At 65.8% G+C, this 15082-nt stretch carries 12 protein-coding genes; 4 read left to right on the plus strand and 8 right to left on the minus strand.

What is annotated here, in order from left to right; translation table 11 throughout:
* Positions 1-20: 20 nt before the first annotated feature.
* Both NJU76_RS10655 and NJU76_RS10660 read left to right on the plus strand, forming a co-directional pair.
* Entirely contained in the window at positions 21-3131 is a 3111-nt protein-coding gene (locus NJU76_RS10655; RefSeq protein ID WP_254528330.1) for an FAD-binding and (Fe-S)-binding domain-containing protein, read from the plus strand.
* A 204-nt stretch (positions 3132-3335) separates the two neighbouring features.
* Positions 3336-3824 (plus strand): cupin domain-containing protein, encoded by a 489-nt coding sequence (locus tag NJU76_RS10660; RefSeq protein ID WP_254528332.1) that lies wholly within the window; start codon positions 3336-3338, stop codon positions 3822-3824.
* A 153-nt stretch (positions 3825-3977) separates the two neighbouring features.
* Here NJU76_RS10660 and NJU76_RS10665 read toward each other — a convergent pair whose 3' ends face one another.
* The 8 genes from NJU76_RS10665 to NJU76_RS10700 all read right to left on the minus strand — a co-directional run bounded on the left by NJU76_RS10665 (position 3978) and on the right by NJU76_RS10700 (position 13234).
* Positions 3978-5378: a hypothetical protein gene (locus tag NJU76_RS10665; protein ID WP_254528334.1), complete on the minus strand. Its 1401-nt coding sequence runs from the start codon at positions 5376-5378 to the stop codon at positions 3978-3980.
* Positions 5375-6658 carry a Glu/Leu/Phe/Val family dehydrogenase gene (locus NJU76_RS10670; RefSeq protein WP_254528336.1) on the minus strand — a complete coding sequence of 428 codons (1284 nt, stop codon included), beginning with the start codon at positions 6656-6658 and terminating at the stop codon, positions 5375-5377. Before NJU76_RS10670 ends, NJU76_RS10665 begins: the two co-directional genes overlap by 4 nt.
* 141 nt (positions 6659-6799) lie before the next feature.
* Positions 6800-7213, minus strand: a complete 414-nt coding sequence (locus NJU76_RS10675) for a PadR family transcriptional regulator (RefSeq protein WP_254528338.1) — start codon at positions 7211-7213, stop codon at positions 6800-6802.
* An 85-nt stretch (positions 7214-7298) separates the two neighbouring features.
* Positions 7299-7625, minus strand: a complete 327-nt coding sequence (locus NJU76_RS10680; protein WP_254528340.1) for a hypothetical protein — start codon at positions 7623-7625, stop codon at positions 7299-7301.
* A 209-nt stretch (positions 7626-7834) separates the two neighbouring features.
* Positions 7835-9376 (minus strand): cytochrome c oxidase subunit I, encoded by a 1542-nt coding sequence (locus NJU76_RS10685; protein WP_254528345.1) that lies wholly within the window; start codon positions 9374-9376, stop codon positions 7835-7837.
* Positions 9373-10809, minus strand: coding sequence for a transporter (locus tag NJU76_RS10690; protein WP_254528347.1), 1437 nt, complete (start codon positions 10807-10809; stop codon positions 9373-9375). The genes NJU76_RS10685 and NJU76_RS10690 overlap by 4 nt, the downstream gene beginning before the upstream one ends.
* Before the next feature lie 152 nt (positions 10810-10961).
* Entirely contained in the window at positions 10962-12512 is a 1551-nt protein-coding gene (locus NJU76_RS10695) for a permease (protein ID WP_254528349.1), read from the minus strand.
* 278 nt (positions 12513-12790) lie between these two features.
* Complete coding sequence (locus NJU76_RS10700; RefSeq protein WP_254528351.1) at positions 12791-13234, minus strand: hypothetical protein; 444 nt, start codon at positions 13232-13234, stop codon at positions 12791-12793.
* Between the two features lie 207 nt (positions 13235-13441).
* Here NJU76_RS10700 and NJU76_RS10705 point away from each other — a divergent pair, with 207 nt between their 5' ends.
* Both NJU76_RS10705 and NJU76_RS10710 read left to right on the plus strand, forming a co-directional pair.
* Positions 13442-14008: a hypothetical protein gene (locus NJU76_RS10705; protein ID WP_254528353.1), complete on the plus strand. Its 567-nt coding sequence runs from the start codon at positions 13442-13444 to the stop codon at positions 14006-14008.
* A 65-nt stretch (positions 14009-14073) separates the two neighbouring features.
* A complete protein-coding gene (locus tag NJU76_RS10710) occupies positions 14074-15072 on the plus strand; it encodes a TIGR00341 family protein (RefSeq protein ID WP_254528355.1) in 999 nt (332 codons plus the stop codon).
* Positions 15073-15082 lie beyond the last annotated feature (10 nt).

The raw sequence follows: 15082 nt of genomic DNA on the forward strand, positions 1-15082 counted from the left end.
TCGTACCACCGACTCAACCAATGGCAACTGATCCAACCGATTCAATCGACACGCACGACCGACCGACGACCGTCCCGGACCCTGCGCTCGATCCGCAGGCGAACTACGACTACCGAAGCGACGAGGTCGACCGACCGACGCTCGTCGCCGACCTCGACCGGCGTGTCGCCGGAGAGGTCCGGGCGGACTCGTATTCGAGACAGTTGTACGCGACCGACGCGAGCATCTACGAGATGACGCCGATCGGGGTCGTCTTCCCGCGATCGACCGCCGACGTCGCCGCGGTCATCGGATACTGCGCAGATCGCGAGATTCCGGTCCTGCCGCGCGGCGGCGGCACGAGCCTGGCTGGCCAGACCGTCAACGAGGCCGTCGTGCTCGACTTCACGAAATACATGGACAGCGTCGTCGAGATCGACGCCGACCAGCGACGGGCGACCGCCCAGACGGGTATCTATCTCGGCTCACTCAACGAGGCGCTGGCCCCACACGGCCTGAAGTTCGCTCCGGACCCTGCCTGGGGCGACAAGAGCGCACTCGGCGGTGCGATCGGTAACAACTCGACGGGCGCACACTCGTTGCAGTACGGCAAGACTGACGCCTACGTCGAGGAGGTCGACGTCGTCCTCGCCGACGGCACCGTCACGACCTTCGGCGAGGTCGACCTCAAAGCGCTCCCGGAACTCGCCGAGGGCGACGATCTCGAGTCGGCGATCTACGCTGAAGTGGCCCGTATTCTCGACGACCGAGGCGACCTAATCGAGGAGACCTACCCCGACCTCAAGCGTAACGTTTCCGGGTACAACCTCGACTGGCTCGTCGAGGATGCTCGGGGGGCCGAACGCGGGATCGGCGAACCCGACGCCGAGGGCGGAACGATCAACCTCGCGAAGCTGCTCTGTGGCAGCGAAGGAACGCTGGCGGTCGTCACCGAAGCGACGGTCTCTCTGGAACCCGTTCCCCCGGAGAAGAGCATGGCCCTGCTCGCGTACGATACAGTGCTGGACGCGATGGACGACGTCGAGCCGATCGTCGACCACGACCCGGCCGCCGTCGAGGTGTTCGACGACGTGATGATCGATCTCGCCCGTGATACGCCCGAGTTCGCCCCTGTCACCGAGTTACTCCCGGAGGGGACGGCCGCCGTCCTGATCGTCGAGTTCTACGCCGACGACGTCGCCGACGGCCAACGGAAGGTGGCGAACCTGCTCGCCGATCGCTGCCCGACGGTCGAATCGGCGGGCGAACCCGACGAGGCGGCCGATCGGACGATCACCGACGCGGACGCGCTGGCGTTCGACGCGATCGAGGCATACGACGACGACAGCCGGGGCAAGATCTGGAAGCTGCGCAAGTCCGGGTTACCGATCCTGCTCTCGCGGACGACCGACGAGAAACACGTCGCATTCATCGAGGACACCGGCATCCCGCCCGAGAACCTCAGGGCGTTCGTCGCCGATTTCCAGACGATCCTCGACGATCACGACACTTCTGCGAGTTTCTACGCCCACGCAGGGCCCGGCGTCCTCCACATCCGTCCGCTGGTGAACACGAAGACCGAGGCGGGACTAGAGGAGATGGAGTCGATTGCCGACGCCGTGACCGACCTCGTCGTGGCGTACGACGGCTCCGTCTCGGGCGAGCACGGCGACGGCCGTGCCCGGACCCAGTGGAACCGGAAGCTATACGGCGAGGAGCTGTGGGCGACCTTCCAGGCGCTGAAAACAGCGTTCGATCCGGATTGGCTCCTGAATCCGGGCCAGGTCGTCTTCCGCGACGACGAGCCGACCGACATGAAAGCGCATCACCGGTTCGGTCCCGGGTACACGTTCGAGGCCGGCCTCGACCCGGTTCTCGAGTGGGACGAGGAGAACGGCTTCCAGGGGATGGCGGAGCTCTGTCATGGGTGTGGCGGCTGTCGAGGTGAGCAGTCGACGACCGGTGGCGTGATGTGCCCGACGTTCCGGGCGAGCCACGAAGAGATCCTCTCGACGCGCGGCCGGGCGAACGCGCTCCGACAGGCGATGAAGGGGGACCTCGATCCCGAGGAGCAGTTCGACGACGAGTTCGTCGAGGAGGTTCTCGACCTTTGTATCGGCTGTAAGGGCTGTAAACACGACTGCCCCAGCGGCGTCGACATAGCGAAATTGAAAGCCGAGGTCGTCCACGAACACCACCAGCGACACGGAATCTCGATTCGCGACCGGCTCTTCGCGAACTTCGAAACGCTCGCGATGATCGGCAGCGCGACTGCACCCGTCTCCAACTGGGTCGGAAACCTCCCCGGAGCGGGCCTCCTCGCGGAGACCGTTCTCGGAATTTCCAGCGAACGCGACCTCCCGACGTTCGAACGGCAGACCTTTGCAAAGCGGATCGCCGATCGCGACCCTGCCGTCTCGGCGTCCGAGGCATCCCGTCGCGCGGTACTGGTGCCGGACATCTACACCAACCACGAGTATCCTGCGGCCGGCGAAGCAGCATTGGCCGTGCTCGAAGCCGCCGGCGTTCACGTCGATGTCGCCACGCCACGCGACGTCGGCCGCCCCGCGTTCTCGAAGGGGATGCTCGATCTCGCGGCCGAGAAAGCGCGCGGAACCGTCGACGGACTCGCCCCGCTCGTCGAGGACGGGTGGGACGTGATTCTGATCGAACCGTCGGACGCGGTGATGCTCCAGTCTGACTACTGTGACCTGCTCTCGGGGAGCGACGTCGACCGTGTCGCCGAGAGCACCTACGGAATCTGTGAGTACGTCGATCGGTTCGACCTCGACGCCAGAATCGACTTCGCCAGTGCGGACGACCACCTCGTTTACCACGGCCACTGCCACCAGAAGGCCCACGCGAAGGACCACCACGCCGTCGGTGTCCTCCGGCGGGCCGGCTACGCGGTCGATCCACTCGATTCGTCCTGCTGCGGCATGGCCGGCAGCTTCGGCTACGAGGCCGAACACTACTCGATGAGCAACGCTATCGGGGAGGTCCTGTACGAGCAGGTCGACGACAGCGAGGGCGATCGCGTCGTCACCCCCGGCGCCTCCTGTCGAACCCAGCTCGGCGATCGGCCCGGCGCGAGCGAGGAGCCGTCGACGCCGATCGAGGTCGTCGCCGAGGCGATCGACGGGACGCGATAGTACCGATCGATCGACGATACCGTAATCGACGCGATCCAAACGGGGCACCATCCTGTCGTCGGTCCGGTGACTCCCCTTTGCGTGAAAAATCGTTATGCTTCGACCCCGCCTTCTAGAAGGTGATTCAGGCCGCCACGCATCGACACGGCACTTTTCACGCCACGCCCTCGCGCGACGGCCCGCAATCACCGAGGTGAACCCACTATGGCAACGACATCGAAAGACGCCGGAACGGCTCGAGCCGTCGACCTCGACCGGTTTGAAGGCGTGGACGTGTACCAGGAACGCGACGAGCGCGCACGAATACGCGGGTACTTCCCGCTGTCGCCCGGAACGCCGAACGCGAGCGACGTCACTCCCGAGGAGCTGATGGTCGTGAGTATGGAAATCGAGCCGGACCACTACCTCCCGTCTCATCGGGACAGCAACGAAGAACTCCTGGTCGTCACCGCGGGACGAGTCGACGCGACCATCGGCGACGAGACGATATCGCTCGAGAACGGTCAGTGCGCGGTCGTCCCCGAAATGGAACCCCACGGCATCGCCAATAGCGGCGACGAAACCGCTCGAATCCTTGGGATCTTCCCGAACACCGAACTGACCGCGACGTTCGAAGAGCCACTCCACCCGTTTGGAACGAACGTCGTAGAGATCCATCGCGACGCCGGTCCAGAGTCGGACCGAGACGACTAGTTCCGTCTCGGCTTCGACGTCGGATTCGAACCGTGAACTTCGAGCCCAGAGCCCGTGCTCCAGGCGCGGGCTTCGAGTCCCGTGATCGAATTTTAGCCCCCGAGAATCGAGTTCCGGCCCCCGTGCCCCGAGAATCGGGTTCGGTCACCACGGCTAGTTTCGGCTGCGACCGGGACTCGAGCCGTCCGTCCGATCACGCTCAAGGATGACGCCGCCCGATCCGACGGCGACGTCGATGGGTGTGGTCGCCAGTCCTTCGTCGACGTCGACGCTCGAGCGCGCGAGCGCGAGTCCGAGCAACGACTGTTCCGTCGGGGCCTCGAGTTCGTGCCAGTGGACGCTCTCGTCGCGTTCGTATATCCGACCACCGTTCGCGACGGCGACCGTGTTCGTTCTGGTCGACCGGATCGATTGGAGGGCCCCCTCGCCGACCGCAAGCGGCGTCCAGTTCTCGCAGCGGGGGTCGTAGCGGTACGCGATTCCGTCAGCGCCGGCGATGAACACCGATCGGTCGCCGGCCCAGACGTCCTGGAAGTTGACCTGCGCGTTCCTGACGCCGATCCGTTTCCACTCCTTCGATGGGTCGGTGTCTGTGGGTTCCGTATCCGCCGGTTCGCCGTTTCTGGGGTCGCGATCCGCCGATCCGCCCTCGGGAGGGTCGGGGGGTCGGGGCTCGAAGTACGCCCCGCCACTCGTATCGACGGCGTAGAACCCGTCCGGACCGGCCGTCAGGCCAGCGATCGTCGAGCCGCCACCGGGTTCGACCACCGCTCCCCAGGTTGGGCAGCCATCGTCGACGATACAGTCGAGGACCTCGCCGGAGCCGTTCGCGATGCGGACGCGTTCCTCGCCGGTTCGACCGGTGACAGCGATCGCTTCCCAGGTGCTCGTCTTTTCCATCGGCGCGGAGTGATCGCTGAGATGACCGTCGGCGACGTCGTACAAGCCGAGTGCGCCGCTGTCACCGGCGAACCAGATACGACATCCGTCGTCGGTTGCGGCGATGGATCGAAGGGTGTTCTCCGCGACGCCCGGCCCCCGCTCGAGGAGGACGCGCCAACCGTCGCCTCCCCGATGGAGCAAGAGCCCGCCTTCGCCGCAGGCGTAGGGACCGTCCTGTCCGTGGACGACGCCGTGGATGGTCCGCGACGTCGGCGAGTCGGCCGGCTCCCAGGCACCGGCCTCGCCGCTGCCCTTGCCCGCGGTCTCCCCACCGGCCAGCAAGTCGGCGTTGGGATTGCCGCCGTCAGATCGCGTTTCACCCGTTCTGCTCGGGCCGACATCCTTCCGTCTCGTCCCGGCATCTTCGAGAGTCTCGGCTCTGGTGGTGTCGTCTCCATCGGGTTCGTCCTCGTCGTTCATATCGAGTTCGTCCTTGTCGTCCCCTTCCGATCCGTCTCCCTCCTCTGCAGCTTCCGTATCATCGTCCGGCGCGTCCGGCCGGTCGTCGTCTTCCGCGTCTCGTTCGTCACCGTCCGGACCCGCTCGGATCGGCGCGACGCGTCGGAGCCAGCCGACGGCGTTACGAAGCGATTCGTCGATGCGGTCGATCATCGCACCACCTCGTGCGCCGCTGCGACACGCGAGAGCCCGACGCTGTAGGCCGCTTCACGCCAACTCAACGAACAGCTCTCGCGGCGGTCGCGAACGTCCTCGACCGCGTCGGTGAGCGCGTAACCGAACTCGTTGGTCACGCGCGCGTCGCTCATCCGGTCGCGCCCGACGCTCCCGATCCACTCGAGATGGGCCGCGATCGGCCGGCCGGTCGTCGCTAGCACGTCGGGAACGACCGTGACGTCCCGGTCCTCGAGAACGCTTTGACCGCCAGGTGTCATGCTCCCGGTGGCACCTTCGACGACGATTTCGGCCCGCATCGCGTCGGCGTTCTCGGCGGTCACCGCAGTCACCGGATCCGCGAGAACTAACACGTCGACGTCTCGTTCGAGGACGTTCTGCGTTCCGGTCGTCGTCCCGTCGTCGTACGACGAGAGCGCGCCCGGCCGCTCGAGGTAGCTGGGGACCAGGTCCGTGTCGAGGCCGTTCTCGCTCTCGGGCGCGGTGAGGCCCGCCTCGTCGCTGCACATCGCGATCACGGTGCCGCCCCAGAACTCGAGCAGCCGAGCGGCCGTCGCACCGATGTGTCCCGTGCCGTAGACGGCGACCGTCGCGTCGGACAGCGGCCGGTCGTGATCCGTCTCGAGGATGTCTTGCGTGACGTGGGCGACGCTGTAACCGGCGGCTCGGGTGATTTCCCGGTGGCCGCCGAGCGCGGGCGGTTTCCCCGCCACGGCCGCATTCTGGGGGCCGTCGACGCGATTCGAGACGGCGTCGGCGACTCGAGCCATCGTGCGTTCGTCGGTTCCGACGTCCGGGACGAGGACGTCCCCGTCGGCGCCGAGGCCGGTGATTCGAGCAGCGTAGGACCGGGTGAGGCTGACCCGTTCGCTTCGCGAGAGCGTTGACGGATCGACGGCGATTCCGCCCGCTGCACCACCGAACGGGACGTCGGCAATCGCAGCGCTGATGGTCGTCGCGGCCGCGAGTCCGGCACAGTCGTTGCCGGTCAACGCGGGGTCGTATCGGTGTGGCCCCATGTAGGGGCCGCGAACACCGTCGTGGCGGACGCGGTACCCTTCGCAGACGCCGTGGGAACCGTCATCGCGTTCGAACAGTACCGTAATTCGCTGGCGGTGCGTTGGGTATAGGAGCCGCTGTTCGATATCGTCGGGAACCCCGAGACGTCGCGCGGCGGCCGTCGCGTACGTCCACGGGGCGTCGAGGTCCGGATCTATTCGACTGGATTCGTCGGTCGTCGAGTCGTTGAATGGAGTCATGCTTGTGGATACGTGGTCGTCAGTTCGGTCGTCGGACTGTTCGTCTGGGTCGGTCGGCTCGGTCGAGACAGCCGGGGCGAAACTGCCACGACCCGTTGCGGTCCGCGGTCGCTCCCAAACGCGACCGGGGACGATTCGCGCCTACGGAGGCTCACAAAAGAGACAGCGCCGCTCCCATTCGTAGTGTTCCTCGAGACGTCTGTTCGCGTGCGCACTCGGTCGGTATGCGTTGGTCCGGCCGTCGAGGGGGTGCTTCTCGACGTATCCTTCGTCGACGAGTTCGCCCAGGTTCTGGTAGAGTCGCCCCTGGTTGATCTCCTCGTCGTAGTAGCGATCGAGTTTGTCTTTGATAACGAGGCCGTGTGGGTTGCGGTCCGCGAGCATTCGGATGACGAATAGTTGGTCGCGCTTGAAACCGGTCAGATTCGTCAGCGGACGAGGGTCCGAGATATCGTTCGGTTTCGATTTGTCACTGTCGTCAGCGCCCAGTATTTCACCGTCGTCGGTGGCCGGTTCGTCACCACAGTCGGAATTCGTGGGGATGTGATTTGACATCGGGTCGTCATCGGCGGCGGGGCCGCCGAAACTACGCGCGGGGATCGAACCCGCGACCGGCCGGATCCGGGCGTAGCGAGCGGCGTCAGGGGCCGTATTCCTTCCGATGTTCGCGGTAGAGGACAGCGATGAACGCCCCCAGCGGCAGCAACCCGACGATTACGAGCAACAGTCCGGCATTGATCGTGTTGGGTAGTTGTAATCCCGCAATGAAGTACGAGAGGATGGCAATCGCAGCCGTGATCAACAGCGAGATGCACGACGCGACGAGGCCGAAACTCAGCTTCCGATACTGCCACTGGAGGTTATCCGATTGCCGTAGCTGTTTGATCAGGACGACGGTCGACGGGATCGTTATCGCGATCAATTGGGTGAGCATCAGTGCGACGTCAGTACTTGTCGTAGTCGACATGGTGGGAATCTGGAGTGTTACGAAGGTGGTCGGACTGCATGGAACTGCGATGGTCGAGTGTCGATTCGAACTGCCAATCGGTTCCTAGACGACCGGACGCGCGGCTCCCTGATGACTGGAGATGCCAGTCCCGGGAGACCGATCACCCGGCGGATTTCGGTTCGCCGGCCACGCGGGCGGCGAGCCCGGCTGGGACTACGAGCCGGGCTCTACCGCCATTCACGTGTGTGCGACGGACCGTTCTCGAGGTCCCAGGGATCTGCGGGGACGGGATCGTCGAGCCAGAGCGAGCGGCCGAGGTTTGCGAGAAAGACCAGCTGGCCGGCCACGATGACGTACGCACCGACGGTTGCGAGCTGATGGAGCGGCGCGTACGCCGCCGGGTAGGTCGCGACGCGGCGCGGGAGGACGGCGAGTCCGACGATCAGCAGCGCGCCGAAGGTCACCGCGACGCCGACGATGGTCAGCCACCCGTGCAGACGGGCGAGCCCAGGCTCGAGTCGGCGGCCGGTGAGCAAGGGGAACCAGTAGTAGGCACCCGCGACGAGGGCGAGTCCGACGAATCCGGCGAGCAGCAGGTGGAAGTGAGCGACGACGTAGTAGGTTCCGGTGTAGCGGGCGTTGATCGGGACGACGGCGAGGAAGACGCCGGTAACGCCACCGACGACGAAGAAGCCGACGGCAGCGACGGCGGCGACCATCGGTGCGGTATACCGGATCGTGCCACCCCACATCGTCAGGAGCCAGGTACAGAGCTTGGCCGAACTCGGGATCGCGACCGCCAGCGTAGTGAACATGAAGACCGTTCGAACGGCCGGACTCACGCCGGTCACGAACATGTGGTGAGCCCAGACGGTAAAGGAGACGACGCCGATCGCGAGCGTCGAATAGACCGACGATCGACGGCCGAATAGCCGCTGCCCCGCAAAACGCGGGACGACGTGGCTGACGATTCCCATCGGCGGCAGGACCAGGATGTACACCAGCGGGTGGGCGAAGAACCAGAACAGGTGCTGCCAGATCAGCGGTCCGCCGCCGACGACGACGAACGCGGTTCCGAGCGATCTATCGACGACCAACAGCGAGACCGTACCGGCCAGGGCCGGAAATGCGACGACCGACATCACACCGGCCGTCAGCACCGTCCACGTGAACGTGTCCACGTCGAGCCATCGAATCCGACGTCGCCGAAGGATCGTGACGACGAAATTCCCGGCCGTGGACGCCGTCCCCACGGCCACGAGGACGAGTCCGACGAGAACGGCGTCCACGGCCGGATTCGGAGACAGAACGCTCAGCGGCGGATACAGCGTCCAGCCGCTCGCGACGGGCTCGAGTCCGGCCAGCCCGAGAATGCCGCCGATCGTGCCCGCTCGAATCGACAGCGCCGCCGGTACCTGGAGCCAGAACGCCCAGACGCCGAGGTGCGGAAACGCCGTCCCCTCGGCGTCGATCAGCGGGGGGACGGCGGCGTACGCGAACCCCCAGATCGCCGGCAGGACGAACAGGAACAGCATCGTTAGTCCGTGGGTCGTGAAGAAGGCGTTGTAGGTCTCCGCCGACCAGCGGTTCAGCGCCGGCGTGAGGAGCGCCGTTCGGAGTGACAGCGCGTCCAGACCGCCCCACAGCCCCATCACCAGCGCGAAGCCGAGGTGCCAGCGAGCGAGCCGTCGATGATCGACGCGCGAGAGGCCAGCGAGCGCGTTCCGACCCCCCTCGAGTGCGCGTCCCGGCGTCGATGACCGCGTCATCGGTGCCGTCCGAACGCGAACGCCCGTCCCAGTTCGCGCACGCCGAGCAGCCCGACCGTCGTCGCGCCGGTGAACGCGACCAGCGGATCGATCGCGTACAGGATCCCGCCGATCAGCGGCGCGGGAACGATGGCGATCCGGACGGCGATTCGAATTTCCCGGGGGAGCCGCGGCCCGGGGACCGGACTCGCCTGCGTGTCGGATCCGATCGTCGGGCGGAGCGGATCGATCGCGGTTCGACAACCGAGCAGACCGAACAGAGAGGCGACGACGCCGGCCCTGGCCGGTGCGGCGACGAGCGCCATCGGGAGCAACGAGAGCACCGCCAGTCCGACCGCCAGGAGCGCTCGGCGATCCAATCGGGAGCGGAGGGCGGGGGCCGCCATCGATCCGAGTATCGCGCCGCCGGCCTCCGTGAGGACGAACAGGCCGAAGATGGCCACCGGTGCGAGCGAGACGCCGCCGACCGAGAGCCCGATCGACCGATACTCGACGGTCAGGAGAATCAGATAGGGCACGACCCCCGCGACCGCCACTCTGACGAGCGCGTCGCCGATGATGGCAAAGCGCCGACGATCCGGCACCCTCGAGACCGCGGTCCTGAAGTCCGAGAGCTCGAAATCACCGTCGGGTTCCGCGGCGGTCGGTCCGTCGTCTTCCCGTCGACCGCTCTCCGATCGCTCACCGTTCTCTCGCCGGTCACGTTGGGGGTCATCACCGAACGTCGGCGACCGATCGCGGCCGATCCCGACCGCGACCGCACCGACGAGGGCGAAGGCAGCGCCGGTGGTCGCGACCAGTGCGAATCCGGCACCGACGGCGTCGGCGCTCGCGACCGCGGCCGTCGAGAAGACCGCTGCGGCGGCCACACCGAACGCGCCGACGACGGTGCGGGTCGGACCGTCAGCGGTGACCGCTCGTCGGACAGTTCGGGACCCCTCGTCGGCGGTCTCGTCTCCCATCGCGGCCGACGCGCTCGAGGGTTGCGCTGGCGTGCGCGTATCGATCGGCCACAGACCTCGTGCGGGGCCGGCGATATGCCAGGCCTGGAGGAGGACGATTCCCGTCGCGAGCCACCCGATGGCCGACAGCGGGGTCCCCAGCAGGGTATCGAGCGTGGGCGATCCCGCCCAGGCGAACAGGCCGATCGCGGCGAGCGCCGTCGACAGTACGGCGGTCGCCGTCGTCTCGAGATTAGTCGCCGATCCGTGGTCGGTCACGCCCGTCGATCGTTCGGACGCGGCGACGGCGACGCCGAAGCCGAGCGTCGCCAGCGATCCGACGACGATCGGCCCGTACCCGAGCGCGGACAGAAACTCGGGAAGGTACCGCTCTGCCAGGCGAATCAGGCCGTGGCTCGCCACGAGGGCGACGAGGTACACGAGCCGGACTGGATCGTTCCGTTCGGTGCTATCGGTCGGTGAGTGTGTCATGGATACTGGGACGGGGGAATCGATCGGTTGGGTGGACGGTGAACTCGAGCGGTTCGGCGGATGTGGGTATCTCGGCAGAGCGGCGGCTGTCTGGCTCGAGCGACCGGGTGGGATCTGCGCTCGGGTCGCCGGCTTCGGGTCGGTCGGCGCGCTCACTCGAGCCCGCGATCCTCGAGCGCGTAGGCGATTCGCTCTATGAGCGAGTGGGCGTGGTAGATGACGCCGGCGACGTGGGGTGCGAGCCGGTTTCCGATGCGGACGCGCTGTTCCGGCTCGAGGGCCACGTAGACCTGGATAACGAGGATCGGGGCGGCGACGACGTTGAGGAGAGCCGTGTAGGCTCCGGAAACCGAGCCGCCACCCGTGGTGTGGGCCGGAACGAGACCGATACCGCCGAAGAGCAGTTCCACGGCGAGGCCAGCCACGACGGCCGCGAGGAAGAACGCGACGAAGATCGCGGCGGCCATGCGAGTGCCGTAGTAGCGGCGATAGGTCCGGACCAGTGGCAGGATCAGCAGGTCAGCGAAGATAAACGCGAGGACGCCGCCGAAGGAGACGCCGTTCTGCCAGAGGACGACCGCGAACGGGACGTTCCCGACCGAACAGAGGAAGGTCAACACTCCGACGACGGCGCCGATGACGACGTTCGAGACGGTCCGGGTCAGACTCCCGTCGACACCGATGCCGAAGAGGGCCGTCCACCACGCAGTGGGGACGAGCGCGGCCAGCAGTCCGGCGATGAGGAAGCCGAGGGCGATATCTCGCCACAGCATGTCCCACTCGCGGATCGCGTTGGCGGTCGCCGACCGCCACCGATCACCCGACAGGAGTTCCGGGCCGGCGGTGACCGCCTCTCGGTCGTCGGGATCGTACGCACCACGACAGCCACCACAGCAGAAGTACCGACGCTCTCCGTCGAACATCCCCGAAACCGTCTCGTCGTCGACCGGATCGGCGGCCATCCCACAGGTCGCACACTCGGTCTCCTCGAGCGCCTTCGCGTGTTCCCGCGCGCGTTCGACCCACGGTCGGGGAACGAACCGACGAAAGACGACCGCGATCACGGCGACGGCGACGAGTCCGCCGACGATTTCGGCGGCGGCGAACTGCCAGCCGAGCAGGACCGTAACGACGAGGGCGAGCTCGAGGACGAGATCCGTACTCGCGAACTGGAACGCGCCCAGGCTGGCAGCGGCCGAGGCGCCCTTGGTGAACAGCGTCCGTGTCGCCGCCACCGCCGAGAACGAACAGCTCGATGACGAGGCGCCGAAGAGGGTTCCGTAGCCAATCTCCCGCCAGCCGTCGTCGCCTATGTAGTCACTGAGCCGGTCCTCGGAGACGAACTCCTGGATGGCCCCGGTTATCGTAAAGCCGAGGACGAGCGCCCACCAGGTGTCCCAGGCCATCCGAAACGCGATGATCGCACCGGAGAGGATTCCCAGCAGAAGCGCACCGAGCATGCCGACGAGCCGGGCCGCGAACCCGAACCCGCCGCCGTTAGGGGCGATCCCCGAGTCGGTCGGCTGAACGCTCGAGAGTCGTGTCGGAAGGAGAGGGCCGTGATCGATCGTCTGCTGGAGCAGGGTGGAAAGCGGTCCACCCGCTGCCAGCACGGGGTCTGATACGTCGGTGATGAGGTGTATCGCTGAGAGCATAGCGTGATCGAAGTGATCGTCGACGTCGTCTTCGGACCCGCGTCGCACGTCACGCGTTCGCCAGACCCGCGTTGAACGTCACAAGTAGGGTGTTGGATGGAGTTGTAGCTGTGCTGTTGGGCCAGGAGGTCATCCGCGCCAGGTGCGCGTCGTCCGGGCCTACCAACACTAATAACCAATAGATTGCGCCCTATAAAATTGGACGAAACCTAGAGGATCCGTACCGAAACGGGGGCGGTCCGATCGATACGAAGTTTCGACTGATCGTCTCGGACGCGCAGCCGCTGGGAGCGGACGAATGTTCGTGACGAGCTCGCTATGGGCTCTTAACGGGTCAAGAGGCCTATCTCACGGTGGCGATTGTAGAGGTAGGCGAGACAGACCGTCAGCGACGAGAGCAGGAACGCGACGACCGTCATCGCGATCGCGATGCCGAATCCCGCGGCTAGTCCGGAGAGGACGCCGAGAATCAATGGGGCGGCGATTGCCGCGCCGACGTATATCTCTCGGTCGGGATTCCACGAGTCGATTTCGTCGGCGACGACGTCGACGTCGTGCCAGATCGCAGGCAACGTGACGGCGCCCACTGCAGTGACGACGATTAGGAGGGCGACACTGCCGAAGCCGGTCGCCAGAACCGAACCGCCGCCGGTGAGACGGGCAAGCGAAACGATTCCGAGCAGACTCAAGACGGGATAACCGATGAGGACGTACCAGTACCACGGCGCGCGATCGGTCGGATCGATGGCTGTGAGATCAGTACGTGACATGACGCATCCGCCGTTGGAACTCCCCCTTCATAAAATGTCTATATTCACAACATTGTCGCACTAAATATCTGAAACATACGTCTAGAGCGCCCAATGGGTCCGTATCTTTATTGTAGACACTCTCAGTATTGTGTCAGTTTATACCACTGGCACTGCTAGCCGGGGTGCCCGGTCGGACCGCACTGACGGTTCGATCGAACTCCAACAATGATTGGTAAATACGCATTCTGTCCAACCAGCGGAGCCTCTCTTTCGCGAGAAGCTCACTACGACGAACAGGGCCGTCCGGAGCGCGTTCCACAGTCCGACAACCTCTCGCCGAATGCCGCCCTCGAGTCCCCGCTGACGATGGGAAAACGTCGGTCCTCGAGGCGCGCCCTGACGACCTATTTCCGGCGGTGTCACCGCCGGCACGCCGATCCGAACGAGGATCTCGGCCGTCGCGCCGCGCTCGCGATTGGTCGGCTCAAGCGACGAGCGTGTGGCCGTCAGGAACGGGACCTCATCGTCTGGTTCGCGCTCGGCGAACGCCTGGCTCGGGACGGGTTCGACGTGGACTGGATGACGTCCCACGCCGAACCACGGTGTCCGGACTGTAGCGGCCGGTTAACCTACGCCATGGAACCCGACGGACCGGTCGGCCGCTGCGGTGGATCGTGTGACGATACCGGAGACGACCGTCTCGATACGATCCGCGAAACCGTCTGCTCGCTGTTCGCGCAAACTTTCCCCGACGATCCAAGCCCAGACACCGATGCGCTCGAACTACTGTGATCGATCGCGACAGGTCTCGCCGGTCCGGACGTTCCACGGAAACGTCGAATATGCGTCTGCTGACGGTGATAACCTCATCGCAGTCGAGTACGGACGAGATTACGGCGATCATCGACCGCCACGATCTCGAGTACAGCCTCACCGACCACACCGACGGCGAGAGCCGAACGATCACGGTTCCGACGCCCGCCCACGCGGTGGAGCCTCTCGAGGACGATCTGGAGTCGGTCGAGGGCGACGTGTCGATCGTCGTCGAGGAACCGATGGCGATCGTGGGGACGGGGCGGGACCATTCGGTGTCCGACGGAAAACGCGAGTGGCTTTCGTTCGAGCGGATCTCTCGAAGCGAATTGCGCTCGAAAGCCCAGTCACAGTTACCCTCGCTCGTCATATTCGCGGCGATGACGGCGATCAGCGGCGTCGTCGCCACAACCGGGGTCCTGCTGAACTCGCTTGCAGTCCTGGTCGGCGCGATGGTAATCGCTCCGTTGCTTGGGCCGGCGATGGCCTCGAGCGCCGCGACCGTCCTCGACGAGCGACGACTGTTCGTCCGCGGCATCAAACATCAGGTCCTCGGAATCGGCGTTGCCACGACGAGCGCCCTCGCGTTCGCGGTGTTCGCACGAACCTCGAGGGTCATCACCGGTGCGGTCGATCTTCAGGCGAGTCTCGGGCTCGGCAGCCACGGCTTGCCGCCGTCGTTGCTCGTCACCGTTGCGGTCTGTTCGGGAATCGCCGGCGGACTGGGAATGGCGACGACGGGCATCACGGATCTCATCGGCGTAATGATCGCTGCCGCGATCATGCCGCCGATCGGTGTCGTCGGTGTTGGCGTCGCCTGGGGCGAGCCCGCTGCGGTCCTCGGTTCGCTCGTCGTCGTCGCGGTCAACGTCATCGCGATCAACGTCGGAGCGATCGCGACGCTCTGGACCGTGGGATTTCACCCGTCGGATCGCTCGCGAATCAGGACCACGCGGGGGGCCATCATTCGGCGGGTCGTCGTCCTGACCGCGCTCCTCTTGCTCTCGATTCGCCTCCTCGAGACCGTCTCCAACGGTCTTTGAACCGACCTCA

The organism is Natrinema gelatinilyticum (assembly GCF_024266705.1).
Lineage (GTDB): Archaea > Halobacteriota > Halobacteria > Halobacteriales > Natrialbaceae > Natrinema > Natrinema gelatinilyticum.